The sequence below is a fragment of the Thermoanaerobacterium thermosaccharolyticum DSM 571 genome, assembly GCF_000145615.1.
Taxonomy (GTDB): Bacteria; Bacillota; Thermoanaerobacteria; order Thermoanaerobacterales; family Thermoanaerobacteraceae; genus Thermoanaerobacterium; species Thermoanaerobacterium thermosaccharolyticum.
The window spans coordinates 1,125,365-1,140,375 of sequence record NC_014410.1; the positions used below are offsets into that span (position 1 = coordinate 1,125,365).

The 15,011-nt window shown below is 32.7% G+C and carries 16 protein-coding genes, 1 tRNA gene and 1 riboswitch; of the genes, 14 read left to right on the plus strand and 3 right to left on the minus strand.

The features are described 5' to 3' along the window. The first annotated feature begins 5 nt into the window (after positions 1-5). The 9 genes from TTHE_RS05440 to TTHE_RS05480 all read left to right on the plus strand — a co-directional run bounded on the left by TTHE_RS05440 (position 6) and on the right by TTHE_RS05480 (position 8,662). On the plus strand, positions 6-1,184 hold the full coding sequence (locus tag TTHE_RS05440; RefSeq protein ID WP_231292728.1) for a L,D-transpeptidase: 1,179 nt from the start codon (positions 6-8) through the stop codon (positions 1,182-1,184). Positions 1,185-1,294: 110 nt separating this feature from the next. Further along, the gene (locus TTHE_RS05445) at positions 1,295-1,846 is read left to right on the plus strand and encodes an RNA polymerase sigma factor (RefSeq protein WP_013297588.1); all 552 of its coding nucleotides are present in this window, start codon (positions 1,295-1,297) and stop codon (positions 1,844-1,846) included. Positions 1,847-1,851: 5 nt separating this feature from the next. Further along, on the plus strand, positions 1,852-3,018 hold the full coding sequence (locus tag TTHE_RS05450; RefSeq protein WP_013297589.1) for a DUF4349 domain-containing protein: 1,167 nt from the start codon (positions 1,852-1,854) through the stop codon (positions 3,016-3,018). Positions 3,019-3,088: 70 nt separating this feature from the next. Next, positions 3,089-5,692, plus strand: coding sequence for a DNA polymerase I (polA, locus tag TTHE_RS05455; protein ID WP_013297590.1), 2,604 nt, complete (start codon positions 3,089-3,091; stop codon positions 5,690-5,692). 47 nt (positions 5,693-5,739) lie between these two features. Continuing rightward, a complete protein-coding gene (gene coaE, locus TTHE_RS05460; protein ID WP_013297591.1) occupies positions 5,740-6,336 on the plus strand; it encodes a dephospho-CoA kinase in 597 nt (198 codons plus the stop codon). A 19-nt stretch (positions 6,337-6,355) separates the two neighbouring features. Next, positions 6,356-6,910: a lytic transglycosylase domain-containing protein gene (locus TTHE_RS05465; RefSeq protein WP_013297592.1), complete on the plus strand. Its 555-nt coding sequence runs from the start codon at positions 6,356-6,358 to the stop codon at positions 6,908-6,910. Between the two features lie 28 nt (positions 6,911-6,938). After that, positions 6,939-7,388 carry a DUF441 domain-containing protein gene (locus TTHE_RS05470; RefSeq protein ID WP_013297593.1) on the plus strand — a complete coding sequence of 150 codons (450 nt, stop codon included), beginning with the start codon at positions 6,939-6,941 and terminating at the stop codon, positions 7,386-7,388. A gap of 15 nt (positions 7,389-7,403) precedes the next feature. After that, positions 7,404-8,438: a nicotinate phosphoribosyltransferase gene (locus tag TTHE_RS05475; RefSeq protein WP_013297594.1), complete on the plus strand. Its 1,035-nt coding sequence runs from the start codon at positions 7,404-7,406 to the stop codon at positions 8,436-8,438. A gap of 139 nt (positions 8,439-8,577) precedes the next feature. Continuing rightward, positions 8,578-8,662: transfer RNA gene (locus TTHE_RS05480), tRNA-Leu, on the plus strand. Positions 8,663-8,724: 62 nt separating this feature from the next. On the opposite strand, the gene TTHE_RS05485 is transcribed toward TTHE_RS05480, so the two are convergent. Both TTHE_RS05485 and TTHE_RS14570 read right to left on the minus strand, forming a co-directional pair. Continuing rightward, the gene (locus TTHE_RS05485) at positions 8,725-9,348 is read right to left on the minus strand and encodes an AEC family transporter (RefSeq protein WP_231292729.1); all 624 of its coding nucleotides are present in this window, start codon (positions 9,346-9,348) and stop codon (positions 8,725-8,727) included. 10 nt (positions 9,349-9,358) lie between these two features. Then, entirely contained in the window at positions 9,359-9,643 is a 285-nt protein-coding gene (locus TTHE_RS14570; RefSeq protein WP_231292730.1) for an AEC family transporter, read from the minus strand. A gap of 188 nt (positions 9,644-9,831) precedes the next feature. After that, a riboswitch (cyclic di-AMP (ydaO/yuaA leader) is annotated at positions 9,832-9,963 on the plus strand. Positions 9,964-9,968: 5 nt separating this feature from the next. Here TTHE_RS14570 and TTHE_RS05490 point away from each other — a divergent pair. Together TTHE_RS05490 and typA are read left to right on the plus strand one after the other, a co-directional pair. Next, positions 9,969-10,667, plus strand: a complete 699-nt coding sequence (locus tag TTHE_RS05490; RefSeq protein WP_013297595.1) for a C40 family peptidase — start codon at positions 9,969-9,971, stop codon at positions 10,665-10,667. 163 nt (positions 10,668-10,830) lie between these two features. Further along, positions 10,831-12,654: a translational GTPase TypA gene (typA, locus tag TTHE_RS05495; protein WP_013297596.1), complete on the plus strand. Its 1,824-nt coding sequence runs from the start codon at positions 10,831-10,833 to the stop codon at positions 12,652-12,654. Between the two features lie 39 nt (positions 12,655-12,693). On the opposite strand, the gene TTHE_RS05500 is transcribed toward typA, so the two are convergent. Beyond that, positions 12,694-13,275, minus strand: a complete 582-nt coding sequence (locus tag TTHE_RS05500) for a lytic transglycosylase domain-containing protein (RefSeq protein ID WP_013297597.1) — start codon at positions 13,273-13,275, stop codon at positions 12,694-12,696. Positions 13,276-13,424: 149 nt separating this feature from the next. On the opposite strand from TTHE_RS05500, the gene TTHE_RS05505 reads away from it, so the two are divergent. From TTHE_RS05505 to TTHE_RS05515, 3 genes are read left to right on the plus strand one after another with little or no spacing between them, the layout of a single operon-like run. Beyond that, complete coding sequence (locus TTHE_RS05505; protein WP_013297598.1) at positions 13,425-14,219, plus strand: SPOR domain-containing protein; 795 nt, start codon at positions 13,425-13,427, stop codon at positions 14,217-14,219. A gap of 11 nt (positions 14,220-14,230) precedes the next feature. Further along, positions 14,231-14,584, plus strand: coding sequence for a DRTGG domain-containing protein (locus tag TTHE_RS05510; protein ID WP_013297599.1), 354 nt, complete (start codon positions 14,231-14,233; stop codon positions 14,582-14,584). 17 nt (positions 14,585-14,601) lie between these two features. Continuing rightward, positions 14,602-15,006, plus strand: coding sequence for an ATP-binding protein (locus TTHE_RS05515; RefSeq protein ID WP_049774949.1), 405 nt, complete (start codon positions 14,602-14,604; stop codon positions 15,004-15,006). Positions 15,007-15,011: the final 5 nt, after the last annotated feature.

A 15,011-nucleotide genomic window follows, 5' to 3' on the forward strand; every position in this document is an offset into this window, starting at 1 on the left:
AATTTGTGAAAAGAGGTGTAAAGTTGCAGACAAAAAGAAGATGTTTTATAACTTTAATATTGATTTTTATTTTTGCATTTGCAAACACATGTTATGGTTTTGCAAGCACTATAACAGTAAATATCCCTTCTAGAACGATATATTTTGTTTCACAAAATATATCAAAACTTTATCCCATTGCAGTAGGCAAAATTGTGTCTACATCTCCATTAGGTACATATAGAATTATAAATAAACAGATAAATCCTACATGGATATCGCCATGGAATGGTCAAGTAGTTCCATCTGGTCCTAATAACCCACTTGGGTATAGATGGATAGGATTTTACAGCGATTATGGCATACATGGAAATAACATGCCATCATCTATAGGTACTTTAGCATCGTCAGGATGCATAAGGATGTACGAAGCAGATGTAGAAGAACTTTACGAAATGGTCAATTACGGTGACATTGTCAATGTCGTATATCAAACGATGTTTACAAAGACATCTCCAACGGGAGGTAAAGCGCTGTTTGTGTATCCGGATTTTTACAAGAAAGGTTTAAATACGAAGCAGTCAATTAAGAAAGAATTAAGCGATGAAGGTATAAAGGTAAGCAATGATATTTTTGATGAATTATATAAATACATAAACATCAGCGATCCTTTAGTATTTTCAGATGGGTACAAGGTCATTCACAATAATGAACTTGTAAGCGATGATGTGTATAAATCGGATAAAGGTCAGCTTTACATAAATGTTGACGATATCAAAGATTTTTTCAACATTGATGATGAGAAAATTAAAAGTTTAAATTCAATTTTAATTGATAATAAGAATTATGCAAATATTTATGATATAGGAAATATGACAGGCGTAAATTTCAGCATCGACGACAATACAAAGACGATTAAGATGATGGGTAACATTATTTATTATGAAGGTAAGTTTTTATCCACAACTGATTATGCAGACTATCAAAATAGAGACATTTACATTCCAATTAAAGAATTTTGCAATATAACAGGGCAAAAGGTTGAATGGGCTAAAGACAAAGGTGTAACCATCGATGGCAATCCAGTTAAATATAAAATATATAACAGCAAATCTTATATCAATCAAAAGGACTTGAAAAGTATATATGGACTAAATATAATAGTTGATTCATCATCAAACAAAATATATATTAAGCGTCAGTAGCGCTTATTTTTTTTTGTGCTTTTTGACTTTTCTGATAGAATAAAAATAACTAAAATTTTGGAACTTATCTTTTGTATTTTCGTCATACTTATTGAGGGGAGGTTTTATGATTGGATGAAAAACAGCTCCTTTTAAAGGCACAAGAAGGAGATATTGAATCATTTGAAAACGTATTAAGCACTTATCAAAATTATATATACAATGTCATATACAGGATTGTAGATGTCAAAGAAGATGCGTTGGATTTGACACAGGAGACGTTTATAAAGGCTTATATAAATTTAAAAAAATTCAGAGGCAACAGTGAATTTAAGACATGGCTTTATCGAATTGCCGTCAATGTTTCACTTGATTTTATTAGAAAGAAAAAAGGTGTTGAGGAGCAGTTGGAAGAAATAAGTGATTTTAGAACCCCTGAGGATATCTTTGATGATAAAGTTACTAGAAAGATAATAATAGATGAATTGAATAAGTTGAAGAGTGAGTATAAGATTGTCTTAATACTTAGAGATATTGAAGGACTTACATATAATGAAATAGCTAAAATAACAAACACAAACATTGGAACGGTAAAATCTAGAATATCAAGAGCAAGGAATATTCTTAAAGAAAATTTAAAAAAGATACCTGGTTTTATAAATGCTGTTGAAGAAAGGGGGTAAATATAATGCAGTGCAGTAAGGTCAAGAAATTGATTAACCTTTATATTGATGAAGAGCTAAGCAAAGGACAAATGGAAGAGATAAGTGATCATATAGATTTATGCACAGGGTGCAAAAATGATTATTACGAGTTAATGTCTGTGAAGAAGTTTTTACAGAATATGCCTCCTATAGAATTACCAAACAACTTTAATGATATGCTGCACGCTAAATTGCTAGAAGAAAAGAAAAACTTAGAATCAGGGCAAAGCTACAAAAAATTAGGGAAGAGGAAATTTATAATTGCTTTTGCTGTATTTGCATCGATATTTATATTATCACTTGGATTTAAACTCTTCGAGAATAAAATAAATGACGTCGGCGTTACAGAAACTGCTCTTAATACAAAAAGCGCTGTAAATTATTCTTCACAGACTTCCATAAGCAGTGGTAAAGTTACGTCTGATTTAAAAAAAGATGTATCACAGGCTAATGCATTTGATTTAAATAGAGGATTGGATGCGAACTATGAAAGAAAAATAACTAAGGATGCGACAATTTCCATTGAAACAGACAGTGCAGATGAATGCTACAATAAGATATTAAACATAAGCAAGCAATATAATGGGTATATTGAAAGTTCAAGTGAAAGCAGCACAAGCGATAATAAAAAAACGATAAACGTCGTATTAAAAATACCTTCAAATGATTTTGAAGATGTCATTGCAAGTATTAAATCTTTAGGCGACGTCAAAACAATAAGAACTATCAGCAATGATATAACAGAACAATACTATGATGTGGAGTCTAGAATAAAAAATCTCGAAATACAAGAAGAGAAATTGCAGGAGTTGTTGAAAAAAGCAAGTAATATTTCCGATATACTGCAAGTTGAAGATAAATTAAATGAAGTGATGACACAGATTGATTCATATAAGAATCAAATAAAAATATGGGACAATATGACCAGCATGAGCACAATCAATTTGACATTTGTACAGGTTGTGCCACAGACGAAATTTGGCAATATATTTGGTAGAAGTATTTTAAATGATATTTTGAATTCCGTCTTAAAAAGTCTTAAGATATTTTTTGAATTTTTAAAATATGTATTTATAATATCAATATATTTATTGCCGTTTTCAATATTGGTATATTTAATTTATATAGGATATAAATTGTTTAAAAAATAATTATGGACAATTTACATCCTCTTTTTTTTGCGGTATATTAGATTACAAGAAGTTAAATAGGAGTGAGCGTATGTCAAAATTTTTAATCATAGATGGAAATAGCTTAATGTACAGAGCGTATTTTGCGCTTCCAGATTTAATGAACAGTGAGGGACTGCATACAAATGCCATATACGGTTTTTCAATGATGCTTTTAAAACTGCTTGATGAAGAAAAACCTGATTATATAGCTGTTGCATTTGATAAAAAAGCTCCAACTTTTAGACATAAAGAGTACAGTGCTTATAAAGGTACCAGGCAGTCTATGCCTGAGGAACTTATTGAGCAGGTTGATATTTTAAAAGATGTAATCAATGCATTTAATATAAAGACAATTGAGATTGAAGGATTTGAAGCAGATGACATAATAGGCACTGTATCTAAAATTGCATCTGAAAATGGCTTAAAAGTATTGATTGTCACCGGTGATAGAGATGCACTTCAACTTGTATCAGATGGTGTAAAAGTGAAGATATGCAAAAAAGGCATAACTCAGATGGAAGAATACGATGAAAGGGCAGTCGTTGAGAGGTATGAGGTTACTCCACGCCAGTTTATTGATTTGAAGGGCCTTATGGGAGATAAATCTGACAATATCCCTGGCGTGCCTAATATAGGAGAAAAGACAGCGATAAAACTTATTAAAGAATTTGGCTCTATTGAGAATGTCCTTATGAATACTGATAAATTAAAAGGGAAAATAAGAGAAAATATTGAAAATAATACAGAAATGGCTATGTTAAGCAAAAAACTTGCTACTATAGAGAGAAATGTTCCAATTGAAATAGATTTAAGCGAATACCAGTTGAGGGATTATGATAGAGAAAAATTAATAGATTTATTTGAGAAGTTGGAGTTTACCAGTTTAATTAATGACCTAAAAAAAGATGCTGATGATATTAGAGAAGTCAAAGAGTGGCCTGTAAGAGACTTTAAATATATAAGAGAGCTGCTAAAGAGAGAAGATACACTATCATTTTATCCATTAATACTTGAAGGCGAAGTAAAAGCTGTATCATTTGCCACTGATGATGAATCATTTTTTGTTGAAGTAGATGACTATGAAGTGTTTAAATTATTGGATAATGAGAAGCTTACGCTTATAGGTCATGATATAAAAGACTTTTTTGTTAATCTTTCATACCATGGCATAGAGCTGAATTGTAAATTTTACGATACCGCAATAATGACTTATCTGCTAAATCCTTCAGAATCCAATTACGATATAGGGCGTGTCTTAAAGAAGTATTTAAAAGAGGACATACCTAATATTGAGGATATGCTGGGAAAAGGTAAAAGCAAAAAGAGTTATGATGACATAGATAAGAAGCTTTTAATTGATTATCTGTGTGCTACTGCATCAAAATTATCTAAATTAAAAGATAAGCTAATGTCCTTTATAAAAGAAATGGAAATGGAAGAGCTTCTTGATAATGTTGAGCTTCCACTGGTAGAAGTGTTAAAATCTATGGAGGTATATGGATTTACATTAGATAAAGATGTATTAAAAGATTTATCCAAAGAAATAGGCGAAAAGACAGATAAAATAATAAAAGACATATATGACGCTGCGGGATATGAATTTAATATTAATTCTACCAAACAGTTATCAGAGTTTTTGTTTGATAAATTGAATTTGCCTCCAATAAAAAAGACTAAAACAGGATATTCCACTGATATGGAAGTTCTTGTGGAGCTTATACCGTACAATGAGATAGTTGGCGAGATAATCGAATATAGACAGCTTATGAAGCTGAAATCAACATATATAGATGGCTTCATGCCAATAATGGACAAGGATGACAAAGTTCATTCCACGTTTAAGCAGACAGTTGCGGCAACGGGTAGAATCAGCTCTACAGAGCCTAATTTGCAAAATATACCAGTAAGAGATGAATTTGGCAGAAGAATAAGGAAAGCTTTTATATCCAGCTTTCAGGGAGGATATATTGTATCTGCTGATTATTCACAGATAGAGTTGAGAGTTCTTGCACATCTTTCAGAGGATATAAAGCTTATTGAGTCATTTTTAAACAATGAAGACATACATTTAAGGACAGCGTCAGAAGTGTTTAAAATTGCTCCTGAAGAAGTTACAGGTGAAATGAGAAGGCGTGCGAAAGCTGTAAATTTCGGAATCGTGTATGGTATAAGCGATTATGGTCTCTCTAGAGATTTAAAGATCTCTCGTAAAGAGGCAAAAGAATATATAGACAATTATTTTGATAGGTACAAAGGAGTTAAAAATTACATTGATTCGGTAGTCAAATTTGCCAGAGAAAATGGATATGTGACGACAATTTTGAATAGAAGAAGGTATATACCGGAGATTAATTCAAAGAATTATAATCAAAGGTCATTTGGCGAGAGAATGGCGATGAATACGCCTATTCAGGGAAGCGCGGCAGACATAATAAAAATGTCAATGGTGAAAGTATACAATGAATTAAAGTCAAGATCATTAAAATCGAAGCTAATACTGCAGATCCATGACGAGCTTATTGTTGATACTTTTCCCGATGAAGTTGAAATCGTCAAAAACTTATTAAAGACCATAATGGAAAATGTCATAAAGCTAAGAGTCCCTTTGGTTGTAGATATTGGCTATGGTAAAAATTGGTACGATGCAAAATAAAAGTGTCTGATAGACACTTTTAAATTATATAGACAGGAGGTGCTATGATGGAGGTTATAGGATTGACGGGTGGAATTGCGTCTGGGAAAAGCACCGTATCATCGATACTTAGAAGTCTTGGGGCATTTATAATTGACGCAGATGTTGTTTCAAGAGAGATTATGATTAAAGGTACTAAAACATATAATATATTAGTTAATGAGTTTGGAAAAGAAATTTTAAGAAAAGATGGAGAAATAGACAGAAAAAAGCTTGGTAACCTTGTGTTTGCTGATAAGCAGAAATTAAATAGACTAAATGAAATAACACATCCGGAAATAATAAGGAGGATAAAAGAAATAATAGAAGAAGAAAGAAAAAATGGTAAAGAGAAAGCTATTATTTTAGATGCGGCTCTTCTCATTGAAATGCGGCTTTTTAATATGGTAGATGAAGTATGGCTTGTAGTAGTAGACAAAAAAACTCAGATAAGAAGGCTTATGAAAAGAGATAATTTGAATTACAATGATGCTTTGAACCGTATTAAAAGCCAGATGTCTATAGAAGACAAAATGAAGTATGCTGACTTTATAATTAATAATTGCAAGGACTTTAATGCTATAAAAAAGCAGGTTGAATTATTGTGGGGACGATTTTCAAAATAGAACATCTGGAGGTATTATATTGAAATTTAAAAAAGTCACAGTAATTATTGTAATAATATTTACCATTTTGACAGTTTATGGCGTTAAAACCAACTGGTTTCTGAAACAGCTATATCCTAAAAAATTCAGCCAGCAGGTATACTTTTATTCAAATCAATATGGCGTTGATCCTTATTTGGTTTTTGCTATGATAAAGGCAGAGAGCAATTTTAATCCTGACATTGTTTCCAGTAAAGGTGCTATAGGCCTTATGCAGGTCATTCCTGAGACAGGAATTTGGGTAGCGAATTACATAGGTATAAAAAATTTTAATGTAAATATGCTGTATAATCCCGATTATAACATAAATATAGGGACGTGGTATCTTAAATATCTTTTAAAACAATTTAATAACAATATCACTTTAGCAGTTGCAGCATATAATGGTGGAAGCGGTAATGTTTCAAATTGGTTGAAGGATAAAAGGTATTCAGAAAATGGTAGCAATTTAAAAAAGGTACCTTTTACAGAGACGGATAAATACATCAAAAAGGTGACTAAATACTACAAGATTTACAAGAGCTTGTATAAATAATTTGAAATGGAATTGTGAGGGGGGTTATATGGATTTTGGTGTTGCGCTTCTTTCTATCATGTTATTTTTCAGCATTGTAGGGAAAAATAACAATGTTGCAGCTGCTATTTCAATGCTTTTGCTTATTAAGCTTATGAATCTAGAAATAATTAATCAATATATATCGAAAAATGGGATAAATCTTGGTATAATAATATTGACAATGGGAGCTCTATCTCCGCTTGCGTTGAATAAGGTATCATTAAGCGATTTTATAAATGCCTCGAAAAGCATTGAAGGCCTTATTACAATTATCGCTGGAATAATTGTAGCTGTATTGGCATCTATAGGTCTTGATACGATGAAGGTAGACACAAATGGTGTCGTTGGTGTTTTGCTAGGCACAGTAATTGGAGTAAGCTTTTTTAAAGGTGCACCGATAGGTCCAATGATAGCTCTCGGCATAACAACTATAATACTTAAGATATTTCGATTATAGAGAGGGAGAATACATATGAAAATGATAAAGTATCTTGAAGATCTTAGGGAAGTTAAGGTGAGTGAAAATAGGGAATTTTTTTCTGCAACACATGAAGAAATAAAGAATGGCGCCACGACAGATGTATATTTTTTAAGAACTCAGGATATTTTAAAACACTTAGGAATCGATGGGAAAGTCGTTACAGCAGAGATATTTGCACGAAAAAATGGAATTTTTGCAGGCTTGCCAGAAGTAAAAAGTGTTTTGAAAGATAAAAATATTGAAGTATGGTCTATAGATGAAGGAGAAACATTTGAACCTAAGGAAACAATCATGAGAATCATTGGACCTTACAATGAATTTGGGACATATGAGACCGTCATATTAGGGATACTTGCAAGCTCTTGTGGGTGGGCAACTGCAGCAAGAGAGTTAAAAGAAGCTATTCCAGATAAACCGCTCCTTTGCTTTGGCGCAAGACACGTACATCCAGCGGTAGCACCTGTTATGGAAAGAGCTGCACTTATAGGTGGGGCAGATGATGCAAGCTGCATACTAGGAGCAAAACTTGCTGGAAAAGAACCGAAAGGGACCGTCCCACATGCAGCATTTCTGATTGCCGGTGATACACTGCCTATAGCAAAAGCATACAGTGAAATAACGCCTGATGATGAGAAAATAACTATCTTAGTTGATACATTTAAGGATGAGATAGAGGAATCATTAAGAGTTGCTGAATATCTTGGTGATAGGTTATACGGAATAAGGTTAGACACACCGTCAGAAAGGGGAGGCGTTACAGCCAGCCTCGTTTATGAACTAAGACAGAGGCTTAATCAAAAAGGATACAATAACGTCAAAATTATTGTGTCTGGCGGGCTTACACCTGAAAGAATAAAAGAACTTGCATTAAGTGGTGCAGATGCATTTGGCGTTGGAAGCTATATATCAGACGCTTCACCAATAGATATGACTATGGATATTAAAGAGGTAGAAGGAGAACCTATTGCTAAAAGAGGCAGAATTCCTGGAAGAATAGAAAATAAAAAATTAAAGAGAATAATATAATCAAGCAAGAAACTTCTTCTTGCTTGATTTAATATAATTTATTTTTTGCCGTAATATAAGTTTATGTAGTCGTATAAAAAAGTATTGACACAAATTAAAAAACATTATATAATGACTATTGTGTTAGCGATGAAGACGCGCGGGGGTGGCGGAATAGGCAGACGCGTACGTTTGAGGGGCGTATGGAGTTATCCGTGCGGGTTCAAGTCCCGCCCTCCGCACCAAAATATGAAAAAGAAATATTTTACATAAAAAATAAGCCATTAAGGCTTTTTTTTTATGTTTATTACCACTTTAGCATTATAAGTGACATAAATATAATAGTTATAATAGTTGTAGATGTTATAAATATGGACGCAAGTTTTACGTTTAAATTTCTCTCATCTGAATATATTACTGCTACTAGTGCTGTTGGCATTATTGAGCCTAGCATTATGGCTTTAATTGTCATTGAAGTTGTGCTGAAGAAAAGTGGCAGTGTAATAAACAATATTATACCAGGTATGTACTTTATAATAAGGCCTTTTACAAGTGATACTATTTCGTCTTTATCTAGATTAAAATCAAGGAAGTATCCGATTACGAAAAGGGCTAAGGTAGTATTTGGCAGTGAAATTTGTTCTACAAGATTAACGATCAAGCCGGGAAATTTGAATCCAGCTATATTCAAAATAAACGAAATAATGTATGTATCAAATGGAATGAAGTACAAGATTTTTTTGAAAACTTTTTTTATATCCAATTTATCATTTTCTGAAAATGCATATGCTATAATATAAGCAATCCCAAAGACGTTAAATGAGTTACCCATGTCAAACATAGCAATGTGTAAAAGTCCATTATTTCCATATATCTGTTGAATAAAAGGAAATGCAAAAAGGCCGATGTTATACCCACATAGTGAAATCATAAGCGTGCCTTTAGTTTCTCTTTTTAAGTTTGTTTTTTTTAAAAATTAAAAATCCCATTAGAAAAGTAATAATGCCTAGGATAAATCCAAAAAATGTTAAAACAAATAAATTGGTGTTTACTTTTGTAGTAAAAAAGACTTTTGCAATGCTGGCAGGTAGAGTTATATATATGATAAAGTTATTTAATACCTTTCCAGTCTCACTCGGTAAAAATTTCATCTTCTTTACTGCATAGCCTAAAAAAATTACTATAATGCTTATTGATATTTTTTGAAGTATGATTATCTGACTCATCTGGATCCCCTTTCTGTGTTGTTAAATAAAATTATACTATATTATAACGATTATTTACATAGATTGTAACAAATTTATTAAATTATTATAAAATATATTAAGGAAATATTAAAAAAATCTTAAAAAATTATTATGAAAACATTGACTTTAGTAATAATGTTTGATAAAATAAAAGAAACTTGTACATATTAGCAATCTTGCCGAATCCTATTTAGGTACGGAGGATTTTTCATGTTTTGGGGTTAATCTGCTATAAGCAGTAGGGATACCTTCTTATTCCGCACCCGTCAACTAACTCCGGAGGCAAAAAGGAAGGAGATTAGCTATGAATAGTCGATTAAGTAAATTAGTTTTTGGTGTATCCGTTTTCGGAATGACACTTGTAGGTTCTTCAATGTTGACGCATGTTTACGCAGACAATCTTGGAACTGGCATTGTGATTGGAAATAGTGTAAATATCAGAAGTGGTGGCAGTTTATCATCAAAAGTAATAACTCAATTAAATTGGAATGACGTTGTCACTGTACTTGGACAGGAAAATGGCTGGTACAATATAAAATTATCTAATGGAACTGTTGGATGGATATATGGGCAATACCTTTCTTTAAGATCATCATCTAGCACAGTGTCTAGAGGGGATGTTGATAGAAGCGTTGTTTTAAGGCTGATAGACTTTGGTAAGAAGTTTTTAGGGACTAAATATGTCTATGGTGGTGAATCACCTTCTGGATTCGATTGTTCTGGATTTACGCAATATGTTTTTAAAAGTGTTGGCGTAAATTTGCCAAGAATGGCCGATGATCAAGCGACGGTTGGCACATATGTAGACAGAGGAAATTTACAGCCTGGTGATTTGGTGTTTTTTAAGACATTAGGTAGCAGCATAATAAATCATGCTGGGATATACATAGGAAATGGAGAATTTATGCATGCCTCATCAGGTGCAGGAAAGGTCATGATCAGTTCACTTAAAGATGACTATTACAGCACTCACTATGCGACAGCCAGAAGAGTCATACAATAAACTAAAGTTTTGTTTAAAGATTGAGAAAAGACACGTTGATGTGTCTTTTTTTAGTGGAATATTTGCGAATTTCTACGCAATCATTTTATTGACTATTGAAGTTTATTAATATATTATTATATATTGTATAAAATTTGCATTTATGTGGAAGGAGATAACCTAAATGGGGTTTGTAAGAGATGATATAAGGAACGTAGCTATAATAGCACATGTAGATCATGGCAAAACTACATTAGTAGACGGCATGCTAAAGCAGAGCGGCATCTTTAGGCAAAATGAAAAAGTTGAAGAGAGAGTAATGGACTCAAATGAGCTTGAAAGAGAAAGAGGAATTACTATTCTTTCAAAAAATACTGCCATTAGGTACAATGGTGTAAAGATAAATATAGTTGATACGCCTGGGCATGCAGATTTTGGCGGTGAGGTAGAACGGGTACTAAAAATGGTTGACGGTGTATTATTACTTGTAGATGCTTTTGAAGGACCAATGCCTCAGACCAGATTTGTATTGAGCAAAGCTTTAGAGCTTAATTTAAAGCCTATTGTAGTTGTAAATAAAATCGATAGGCCAGATGCTAGACCTGAAGAGGTAATTGACGAAGTGCTTGATTTATTTATAGAGCTTGGTGCCGATGATGATCAAATTGATTTTCCTGTTGTATACGCATCTGCTAGGGAAGGGGTTGCTAAGTTAAATTTGAAAGATGAGTCAGTGGATTTGCGCCCACTTTTTGATACAATTTTAAAGGAAATTCCGGCACCAGAAGGCAATATAGATGACCCACTGCAACTTATTGTTACGACACTTGATTATGACGATTATATTGGAAGAATCGCTATTGGAAAAGTTGTAAGAGGCAAAATCGTATCAGGTGAAAATGTCGCCATATGTAAAAGAGATGGATCTGTACAAAATGTAAAACTGAGTAATTTATACCAATATGAAGGCTTAAAAAGGGTTCAAGTTGAGGATGCCTTGCTGGGTGATATAGTGGCTGTATCAGGTATAAGCGATATAGAAATAGGTGAAACTATAGCGGATCCTGAAAAACCTGAGCCGGTTGATTTTGTCGAAATAGAAGAACCTACAATTTCAATGACTTTTGGAGTAAATACTAGTCCCTTTGCAGGAAGAGAAGGCAAGTATGTTACATCTAGACACCTTAGAGAAAGGCTATTTAGAGAGCTTGAAACAAATGTTGCATTAAGGGTTGAAGAAACTGAAACGACAGAAGCATTTAAGGTATCTGGACGTGGTGAGCTACATCTATCCATTTTGATAGAAACCATGAGAAGAGAAGGTTATGAGCTGCAAGTATCTAAACCTACTGTTATTATAAAAGAGATAAATGGCGTCAAGCATGAGCCTATAGAGCTTGTGACGATTGATATACCTGAGGACTTTATGGGAGTAGTTATGGAGAAGATGGGCTCTAGAAAAGGGGAGCTTATGGACATGCATACATTAAAACCAGGCACATTAAGGCTTAAATTTAAAATACCAACAAGAGGCCTCATAGGGTATCGCTCTGAATTTCTTACAGATACAAAAGGAAATGGGATAATGACGTCTGTCATATATGATTATGAACCATATAAAGGTGATATACCCACAAGGTCTAGAGGTTCTCTAGTGGCTTTTGAAGCTGGTACAACAACGACGTATGGACTTTACAATGCGCAGGAAAGAGGAACTCTTTTTGTAGGACCTGGTGTTGAAGTGTATGAAGGTATGATAGTTGGTGAAAATTCTAGAAGTGAGGATATAGATGTCAATGTATGCAAGAAAAAGCATGTTACTAATTTACGTTCCGCAACTGCAGATGAGGCATTAAGACTTTCACCGATTAGAGAAATGTCTCTTGAAGAGGCTTTGGAGTTTATCGCCAACGATGAACTTGTAGAGGTTACGCCTAAAAGCATAAGGCTTAGAAAGAAAATATTGAGCGCACAACAAAGGTATAAAAATGCCAAATATAAGCAGTAAATAATAAAAGGGTTGTCACATAACGTGCATGACCCTTTTTTATTTTGATAAATCATCTATGATTTTATTTATATAGTTTACTGTTTCATCATATGGTGGTACGCCACTGTATTTTTCTACTGCTGCTTCCCCAGCATTGTAAGCTGCCAAAGCCAGAGTTGTATTGTTGTATTTATTAAGAAGTTGACTTAACAACTTTGTTCCTCCATCAATATTTTCTCCAGGATCAAAGGGATTGTCTATTCCTAAATATTGAGCAGTCGATGGCATTAACTGCATAAGACCCATTGCACCAGCATTTGATACAGCATACGGATTGTAATTTGATTCGGTTTTTATGACAGCATTTATCAATTCTGGACTAACTCCATATTTCTTTGAAGCTTCATTAATGTAATCAGCTATATTAGCAATTGATGTTTTGTTTACATTAACTGGTTTTACATCTGCTGACTTATTTGCTTCAGTTATATAATTATTTGTATTTACAGAGCCTTCACTTATTAAGTCGTTTAAAATATCCTGAAATGAATTATTCTGGTTTGTGAGGTTTATATTTACAGGTAACCGTGATTGGATTTCATTAAATTTACTTTCAATCAATGAATTAATATAATCCAATTCAAAAACCTCCTTTTTTATATATATTTCGACATGAATTAAAAAAATCCTTTAACTATTAAAAAATGAGAAAATAGTCCTAAGAAATATTTTAAAGTAGTTTAAAAAGGAATTTATGCATTTATGTAGAATATATTTTATAGGTGATTATGGTGTATGCAAAAGAAGAAAACAAGAAAAATGTTAAAATTAGCTTAAAAAAAGCTGTTCTTTTATTATTTTTATCAATATTTGTTTCTGTGTTAATAGGTTTTTTAATAACACAGTTTTTGATAAGACCTTACTTATCTAAAATAAGCAGCAGCACTAAGTACAGTTATTCTCTAAAAATGCCTCAATTAAATTATTATCTTGTTAAAATAGGAGAATACGACAATGAAAGGGATGCAGACTACAATTTAAATTTGCTTATCATGAAAGGAATTTATGGGGAATCAATAAAAAGCAATGATAAATATATTTTAAGCGTAGGATATTTTATTGATAAAGATGAAGCCAATAATTTAAGTTTAAAACTTAATAAAAGTGGTATCATATCGTCTGTTGTTATAAACAATGGTCCTATTTATGAAATATCTTACGAGGAAAATTCAAAAGATGATGTAAAGACTGCATTAGATAATATAAACAGCTTTTATAATAATCTATCGCATTTATCCGAGCTGTCATATAAAATAGCTTTTGGAATTGCCAGTGAAAAAGATATAGATGAGACAGAGTTGTACTTTAAAAAATACAGTGAAGTGCCTTATAATATAAGAAGTGATAATAATTTAAAAAAAATTGTAGAGAGTACAATGGCTATTAATGGTCATATTTTAAACAATTTTAAAGATATTAAAACTTCATTTGAGCTTAATGATGGAAATGCTTATGGCTTAACACAGAAGCTGTTTATTGATTCTATAATGGAATATTATAGTAAGATGAGTTCTTTGAAATAGGGGAGTGTAGCATGAAGCTTGCGGAAGTAAGAGAAATATTAAAAGCAGAAGTTCTTTGCGGACATGAGAGATTGTCAGAAGAAGTTAATACTGCTTGCGGTGCAGACCTTATGAGTGATGTCTTAGCTTCTAAAGATGAGAAATCATTGCTGCTAACGGGACTTACAAATGTACAAGTTGTAAGGACAGCAGAAGTATTAGGTGATATCATATGTATTGTGTTTGTAAGGGGCAAAGAACCTGGACGTGAGATTTTGGAAATGGCTGATTCTGCTTCAATTGTCATTATGAAAACTGATTATCCTCTTTTTATTGCATGTGGCCTTTTATACAAAAATGGACTTAATTGTGGGAGTGATTCTTAATCGTGAAGCCATATATAATGGATTTTGATGTTAAAGCAAGAGATTTTTCATCTGCAGGGGAATCGTCAAGTACATTTAGAAAGACTTTACTGATGCTTTCTGTACCATCAGATATTGTAAGAAGGGCTTCGATAGCAGCTTATGAAGCGGAGATGAATATCGTTATTCATTCATATGGTGGTAAAATGCATTTTGAAATATATTCAGATAAAATAGTTATTATAGCGGAAGATACTGGGCCAGGCATAAAAGATTTAGAACTTGCGATGACAGAAGGATATTCTACGGCTCCAAAGGAGGTAATAGAGATGGGATTTGGAGCAGGAATGGGTTTACCTAATATGAAAAGAAATGCTGATGTAATGGATATTGTCAATCATGATGAGAATGGTACCAAAATCGTCATGACAATTAATATTTAAGGTGG